The 934-nt window shown below is 36.3% G+C and carries 1 protein-coding gene; it reads right to left on the bottom strand.

All coding sequences use genetic code 11. The annotated features are described in order from the left end of the window. Positions 1-934, bottom strand: a 934-nt coding sequence (locus CDOM16188_RS11065) for a methyl-accepting chemotaxis protein (RefSeq protein WP_253908199.1), incomplete at both ends; no start/stop codon positions are given.

The raw sequence follows: 934 nt of genomic DNA, 5'->3' as shown, positions 1-934 counted from the left end.
TCTTCCTCTTAACATCATCCGCTATATCTTTAGCCATACTATCAACTTCAGCTGTTACTTCATTTGTCTTATTGGCTACTATTACGTTTTGTCTGGTTAGATCATCTATATTGGCAACCGATTGATTTATCATGTTTATTCCGTCAGCTTGCTCTTTTATAGATTCACTCATCTCGTTTATGCTTTGAGCGAGTACATTTGTATTAGCTTCTATCTCACCTAATGATTTTTGAGTTCTTTCAGCTAGTTTTCTTACTTCATCGGCAACTACGGCAAAGCCTCTTCCGTGCTCTCCTGCTCTGGCTGCTTCTATAGCTGCATTTAATGCTAGTAAGTTTGTTTGATCTGCTATATCTCTTATTATTACTATTATGTTTTTTATCTCTTCACTTTGTCTTATTACATCTTGTGTCTTTTGAGATATGGCAGACATTGACGAGCTCATCTGTTCTACCGCTGCTGCACTTTCTTGAAGTGAATTTGCTTGCTGGTTAGCTCCGCTTGTTAGTTCGTTCATGTATTCAGATAGTGCTTGAGCCTTTTGTCTTAAATTTTCAGCCTGAGACAAATTTGCACGAAGCATGTTTGATATCTCTTCACCAAGTCCGTTTACTCCTGCCGCCATCTTACCGTTATCATCAAGTCTAGCGGTAAAGTCTTGATTTTTAAATTTATCAAGAAGGTTTATAAGCTCTATACCGTTTTTGGCAATATTATCTTTTAAAGCCTCTTGAAGCTCTTTAAATGTATGTTTTAATTGATTTAATGCAGGGTTTGACGTTTGAGCGTTAAGAGTTGCCCTAAAGTCTCCTGATTTGATACTATCTACAAATGTATTTGCCTCTTTTATAAAGTCGTTTTCAGAGAGTTTGGCTGATTCTATCTTGCTTATGTTTTCATTTATTAAAGATGCCATTTGACCGAATTCGTCTTT

Source organism: Campylobacter sp. RM16188 (assembly GCF_012978795.1).
GTDB classification, from domain to species: Bacteria; Campylobacterota; Campylobacteria; order Campylobacterales; family Campylobacteraceae; genus Campylobacter_A; species Campylobacter_A canis.
Note: the sequence above shows the minus strand (reverse complement) of the source record. Positions and strands in the feature narration are given on the sequence as shown.